The sequence below is a fragment of the Brachyspira sp. genome (genome assembly GCF_050873525.1).
In the GTDB taxonomy this organism is placed as follows: domain Bacteria; phylum Spirochaetota; class Brachyspiria; order Brachyspirales; family Brachyspiraceae; genus Brachyspira.
Genome location: NZ_JBNMIZ010000165.1, coordinates 1 through 5,932, shown reverse-complemented (window position 1 = coordinate 5,932; position 5,932 = coordinate 1). Strand labels below are relative to the sequence as shown.

The 5,932-nt window shown below is 36.6% G+C and carries 5 protein-coding genes; 1 reads left to right on the top strand and 4 read right to left on the bottom strand.

What is annotated here, in order from left to right:
* Positions 1-1,152: cell surface protein (locus tag ACR0QS_RS10130; RefSeq protein ID WP_432633328.1), on the top strand; the 1,152-nt coding region annotated here is incomplete at its 5' end.
* Between the two features lie 769 nt (positions 1,153-1,921).
* Here ACR0QS_RS10130 and ACR0QS_RS10125 read toward each other — a convergent pair.
* The 4 genes from ACR0QS_RS10125 to ACR0QS_RS10110 form a co-directional block, all read right to left on the bottom strand.
* Entirely contained in the window at positions 1,922-2,155 is a 234-nt protein-coding gene (locus ACR0QS_RS10125; protein WP_432633327.1) for a type II toxin-antitoxin system HicA family toxin, read from the bottom strand.
* The gene (locus tag ACR0QS_RS10120; protein ID WP_432633326.1) at positions 2,152-2,373 is read right to left on the bottom strand and encodes a type II toxin-antitoxin system HicB family antitoxin; all 222 of its coding nucleotides are present in this window, start codon (positions 2,371-2,373) and stop codon (positions 2,152-2,154) included. The genes ACR0QS_RS10125 and ACR0QS_RS10120 overlap by 4 nt, the downstream gene beginning before the upstream one ends.
* A gap of 142 nt (positions 2,374-2,515) precedes the next feature.
* Positions 2,516-4,780, bottom strand: coding sequence for a thiamine pyrophosphate-dependent enzyme (locus ACR0QS_RS10115; protein ID WP_432633325.1), 2,265 nt, complete (start codon positions 4,778-4,780; stop codon positions 2,516-2,518).
* A gap of 11 nt (positions 4,781-4,791) precedes the next feature.
* Entirely contained in the window at positions 4,792-5,838 is a 1,047-nt protein-coding gene (locus ACR0QS_RS10110) for a 2-oxoacid:acceptor oxidoreductase family protein (RefSeq protein ID WP_432633324.1), read from the bottom strand.
* Positions 5,839-5,932: the final 94 nt, after the last annotated feature.

The window sequence follows — 5,932 nt, the reverse complement described above, 5'->3', positions numbered from 1 at the left end:
GCAAGCGTTTTTGGTATGTATGGGGTTGATACGGATTGGATATTCTTCCTCACGCACGGCAATCAGTTCAGAGCGAGATTAGACCAACTCGGCTTCACGCTCGGAAATGACACAATCAAGGGAACTTTCGGGTTCGACAATCCTTATTCGTTCGGCGATATGCTCCAAACTTATACAGGCACAGCCAATGGCGGAACTTTTGGAGCAGAAATGGCGGATACTCAATATGCAAAGTTTATTCCTAATATTTCAATGGGAATAGGTTATACTTCCTCTTTAATCGGAGTCGGCGTAGGTTATTCGATATCTTTCGGCGATATGATAAGAAAGTATAATGGAAAAGCGTCAGTATTATTAGGACATACGCCAGTTTTGGTTTTGAACGCTTTGGATAATGCATTGAGAATTGCAGTTCCTATTCAAGTCGTAGCTTTTAATGATAAGTATGAAAACGGAAATACGACTAAAAGAACATCCGTAAGTTTGGATTCGCAAATCAGATATTATACTGGTTTGGATATGTTGCCACAAGTTCGATTATATTTGAGATACGGTAACTATAGCACCGAATCTAAAGAATCGGATGTTACAACTAAACAAAAAGCCGAAACTTTCGGATTTGATTTTAGATTGTTCTTCGGTTCTATCGTTGAAGAAGTCGCCCTTAATCCTATAATTAAAGTTAAATTTGATACGGCATTGGGTAAAAATCATACTAACACGAGTATTCAAGCTATTACAATACTTAAAGATAATAGCAAAACTCCTTCTATTTTAGAAGAAAATGCTACAAAATATGATAAAAACCCATATCAATTAATGATAACTCCAGCGTTGGGACTCACGGCAAACTCCGATATAGTTTCGCTTTATTTAGAGCCATCTTTGGGACTTAAAGTAAACGGTTCTACATCCAAAAATACTAAAGATAGCATAAGTTTAGCATACGGCGTTTACGGAGAGATTTATGTAACTCCTTTGAAAAACCTCGAATGGTATTTTGAAGCGGAAATTGGCAATTTGGGTAGTTCAGGTTCTGTTAATATAGGCACAGAAGAAAGTCCTAATAATAAAAATGTTTCAGTTTCAAGCAAAAACTATTTAGGTTTTAACGCTGCTACGGGTATAACTTGGTATTTGCCGGCGCTTTAATGAGATTGTCATTGCGAATGAAATGAAGCAATCTATACAGTGTGGATTGCTTCGGCAATAGCCTCGCAATGACGAGTAAATAAGGCTCGGCGATGACTATAGGTTAAAAGGTAAAAATATATTAGTGTCTTCATCTATTGCGAGTGGAGGCGCTAATATTTTAATTAAAATTGTTCTTTGATAAAGAAAGTCAAAAGTTGGTGTTCTTTTTTGATAGCAAAAAAGAACCAAAAAACTACCACTTTTTTTGTCAAAAAAAGTGGACAAAAAAACAACTCCGTGCAGATTTTGAAAATGGGTTATTTAAAATAATGAATATTATGAAGGCTAAATATTCAGAAACAAGGGAGTAAAACTCCCGTTGCTAAAAAGAAGAAAATTTAAAAGAAATAGACAATCCCATAAAGATTGGGCTATCAAATACTAACAAAATTGTTTTTGTTTCTTTTTACAAAAAGAAACCGCCTTTTTTGGTTCTTTTTTCTCGGTAGAAAAAAGAACGAATTTGACTTACTTTATAAAAGTAATTAATTTGCAATCTTTCTTAAATTTTTCACTATAATTCGGCGTTCTTCGTGTGTTGCGAACGGAGGACGCTGTTTTATTTTAAATTGATTAGTTTAGAAGTTGATGCGGTTTTGTTGGATGGATTTTTATTTTAATTAGTGAGGTTGGAAATTAAATTTATCATTTTGATTTTTTTATTGTGGTTAATAAAATTTGTGGGAATTTATTTTTTTATTTACAAATAAGTTAAATACTTTATAGATTAAAGTTTTTCGATTAAATCGTTATATTCGTCTATCTCAAGAGAAATCTCACTTAATATTTTTCTTAATAATGGACGAGCTATATTTTTATTTGAATGAAAAGGAATAACAGTGCTTATTCCGTCAATATGTTTATAGAATGCATGGCTTCCTTTTTGTCTCTTTTTTACAAATCCCAACATTAATAAAAGTTTTTCTATAGTTTTGGCGTCTTTTAATATTAGCCTGCTCATACATATTCTATCTCTTCGACTTTAATAAATTCTGGAATATTATTAATATCATCCGTATTCATTTCTTCGAGGCATAAATCCAAAACTTCTTTTAATTTTATATTAAGCTCTTCCAATGTGTCGGCTTGAGTATGCGCTCCGTTTACCGAAGGAATATAACCTACATAAACTTCGCTCTCTTTATCGTATTCTATATAAGCAAAAAATTTTTTATTCATATATAAACCTAAACCTCTAATTTATCATAAACTATATTATAAAAAAATATTTTTATTTGTCAAAGAGATTTGATTTAAAATAAAAATAACGCCTGCATATTTGATTAAATACGCAAGCGTTTTTATTAAACAATTCTAATTATTATAGAACTGGGCTTTCATGCATAGCTTTTAAGCGAGTCCATCTTCTGTCGACTTCTTTTTGGAAAGCTCCGAGTATATCGGGATGTTTCAAAAGATGTTTCGTTTTTCCCATCATTTCAAGCCATTTTTCTACTGGTAATTTTTTATCGTCCGCTATCATATTCGTTATGGTAGTTACTCCATGTTCGACTTCGTATAGAGGGAAGAAGCAGGTATCAACCGCCGCTTTAATAACATCTTTACCCATGTCGTCTGGAGATTTCCAGTTTAAAGGGCATGCTATCAAAAGTTTAACGAATGCCGTTCCATGATTATTCGCATACCATTGAGCTTTAGCCGCTTTTTTTACCAAATCCAAAGGATAAGATTCGCAGCCAGTGGCGATATATGGAATATGACAGCCAGCGAATATTTGAGCCACATCTTTATGGCTAAATTGTTTTCCGACTTCAGCTTTACCGACATTCGAGGTTGAAGTTCTATGTCCCAATGGAGTAGAGAATGATAATTGGTTTCCAGTATTCATATAGCCTTCGTTATCGTATTCGAGTATTATCATTTTATGGTTTCTAATAGCCGCTCCAATAGAAGGTCCCATACCTATATCATGTCCGCCGTCTCCAGTAACCATTATAAATGTAGGGTCTTCAGGTCCGTCTATTTCGCCTCTTCTTTTTCGCTCATGATACATTTCCACTATACCCGAAAGAGTAGCCGCTCCGTTTTGGAATAGGTTATGGACATAAGTAGTTCTGTATGAACTGTAAGGATAACCCGTAGTTACAACCATCGAACATCCCGTATGAACTAAAAGAACAACCGAACCTTCTATACCTTTCATGAAAGTATTTATTCCAGAGAATATACCGCATCCGTTACAAGCGCCATGTCCTTGAGCATAACGATAAGCCTTGCCCGTTAACTCTCTCAAAGGAGGAACTTTAACATCGAGTTTTTTAGTCTGTTCGTTCATCGTTACGGTTATTCCAGATTTTTGACTTTCTATAGTTAATGGTTCATGTATAGGTTTCATTTCAACGCCCGCATGTCCCATATATTGTTCCAAATAGTCATGCTTTTTAACGCTTCCAGCTTTCGCAAGTTCGTCTATGCCCGCTTGGAATAATTTTTTAGCGCTATCCAACGGGAATTCCGTTCCGCCGAGTCCATAAACTCTGCTTACTATAGTCGTTTTATTATTAGGGTCGTTTTTCAAAGCCGCTCTTATTTCCGTAGACATGTTTCCGCCCATACCAGAATAACTGTCTTGTCTGTCGCCGACAACTACAACTTTAACATTTGCCAATAGTTTTTGAAGTTCTTTTTCAGGGAAAGGACGAATTTGAGATATTGCAAAAGCTCCTATTTTAAGTTTAGGATTTTCTTTTGTAAGTTCGTCTACCGCCAAAGTCGCCGTTTCGTAAGCGCTTCCGCAAACCATTAAAGCGACATCGACATTATCCATTTTATAAGTTTCTATTGGTTCGTATTTTCTGCCAGATAATTGAGCGAACTCTTCGAATACATCGAGTATTATTGGGCGAGCGTCTTCCAATGCTTGAGACAACTGCAATTTGCTTCCCGTTAGTTCGTCTTCGTTCATGTAAGGTCCGATTGTAACGGGATTTTTAGTCGGCTCAACGGATGTAACTTCTGGAGTATATTTTCCTAAAAAGTTTTGAACATCGCCGTCATTTTTGAATAATTGAACTTTCTTCTTTTGGTGAGAAGTAAAGAATCCGTCCGAAGAAACTATTATTGGAAGTTTCGCTCTTTCGGCAATCTTCAAAGCCAAAATATTGAAATCATAAACCATTTGAGTCGTATGAGCCATTATTATAACCCATCCCGTATTAAGCGCCATCATTATATCCGACTGGTCACATTTAATATCCAAAGGTCCAGAAACCGTTCTATTTACCACATTCAATACCATTGGGAATCGAGTTCCAGATTGAACGGGAAGCTGTTCCATCGCAAATAGGAGTCCGTTTGCGCTTGTAGCGTTGAATACGCGTCCTCCAGCCGTGGTAGCTCCATAACAGATACCAGCCGCTCCATGTTCTCCGTCCCCAGGTATCATACATACCTTGTGGCGTCCGTTAGCCTTCATTTCGTCCAAATATTCCGCTATTTGAGTGGAAGGCGTTATTGGGTAATAACCCATTACATGATAATTGATTTGAGCGGCCGCTATGGCTGCAAGTTCATTACCACTTTCAAGTATATTTTCTTGTTCAGCAAGTTTGTATTTATTAGCCATTTATACGCTCCTTATTTGTTTTTCTTATAACGACTGTAGGTTAATTTATCCACATCGAAATCTACTTCCAATTCGATTCTTAAAGCCTGCTGGTCTTTCTCCAAAGGTTTAGGAGCATAAGGACCTTTAGGACAGGCTCTAACGCATTTTAAACAACCTTTACAGTATTGATAGTCTATGCCCATCATATTCATAGCGGTAACTTCTGGTTTTTTCCTGTCGGGACCTCTTTCCCATACTATGCATAAATCTGGACATACGCATTCGCATTGAGCGCAGTCTATACAATTTGCGGGATTGAATACGGGAATTTTACCCGTTCTTGTAACTTGCAAATCTTTCAAAGTGCTGTTTCCCGCAGCGCTGATATAACCGCCCGTTAGCTGATTATTTTTGCCGTAAACTGGTTCTGGTTTTTTGTAAGGAATATAAGGGTATTTATCTTCTGGAGCGAACATTTCCTCTACGGAATCATCGTATCCTCTTCTAAACGCCTCTACATTCGGCTCTACCAATTCGGGCTTTTTGCCGTCAAACTGTTTTCTAATTTGCTTTTCAAACAGTTCTTTTTCTATAAACGGAAGCTGTTTAATCATAGCGCCCATAATGATGGTGTTGGCGGCTTGCGAAGGAAGATGCAAATCGCCCGCAATTTTAATAGCGTCCACACAAACTACTTTTCCTCCATGAAGTTTAGCGAAATCTCTCGCTTCTTTTGGAGACATGTTGGTATTAAAAATAACTATCGCGTCATCTTTAACGCCCATTAATGTCATCGGGTTTTTCAAAAGATTCATATGGAAAACCGCGACTACATGAGGTTCTTCAACGGTAGAATTAACTCTAACCGCAGTTTCCGAATCCGCAAATCTAACGAAAGATTTAACGGGCGAACCTTTCTTTTCGGAACCGTAACTTGAGAATGCGGCGCCGTTATAGCCTTGAGATAAAACGCCTACATCTGCAAGCATTTTTCCCGCGCTGTTCGCGCCCATTCCGCCTATACTTTCGAGACGTATCTCGAAAAAGCCTAAATCATTGACTTTTGGGAGTTTCACAATTCTTCTCCTTTTATATATAAAATGAGATTTTTGGATTAATATTGACTGCAATATCAATCTTTTATTATTTTACTATTAAACATAATAAAAG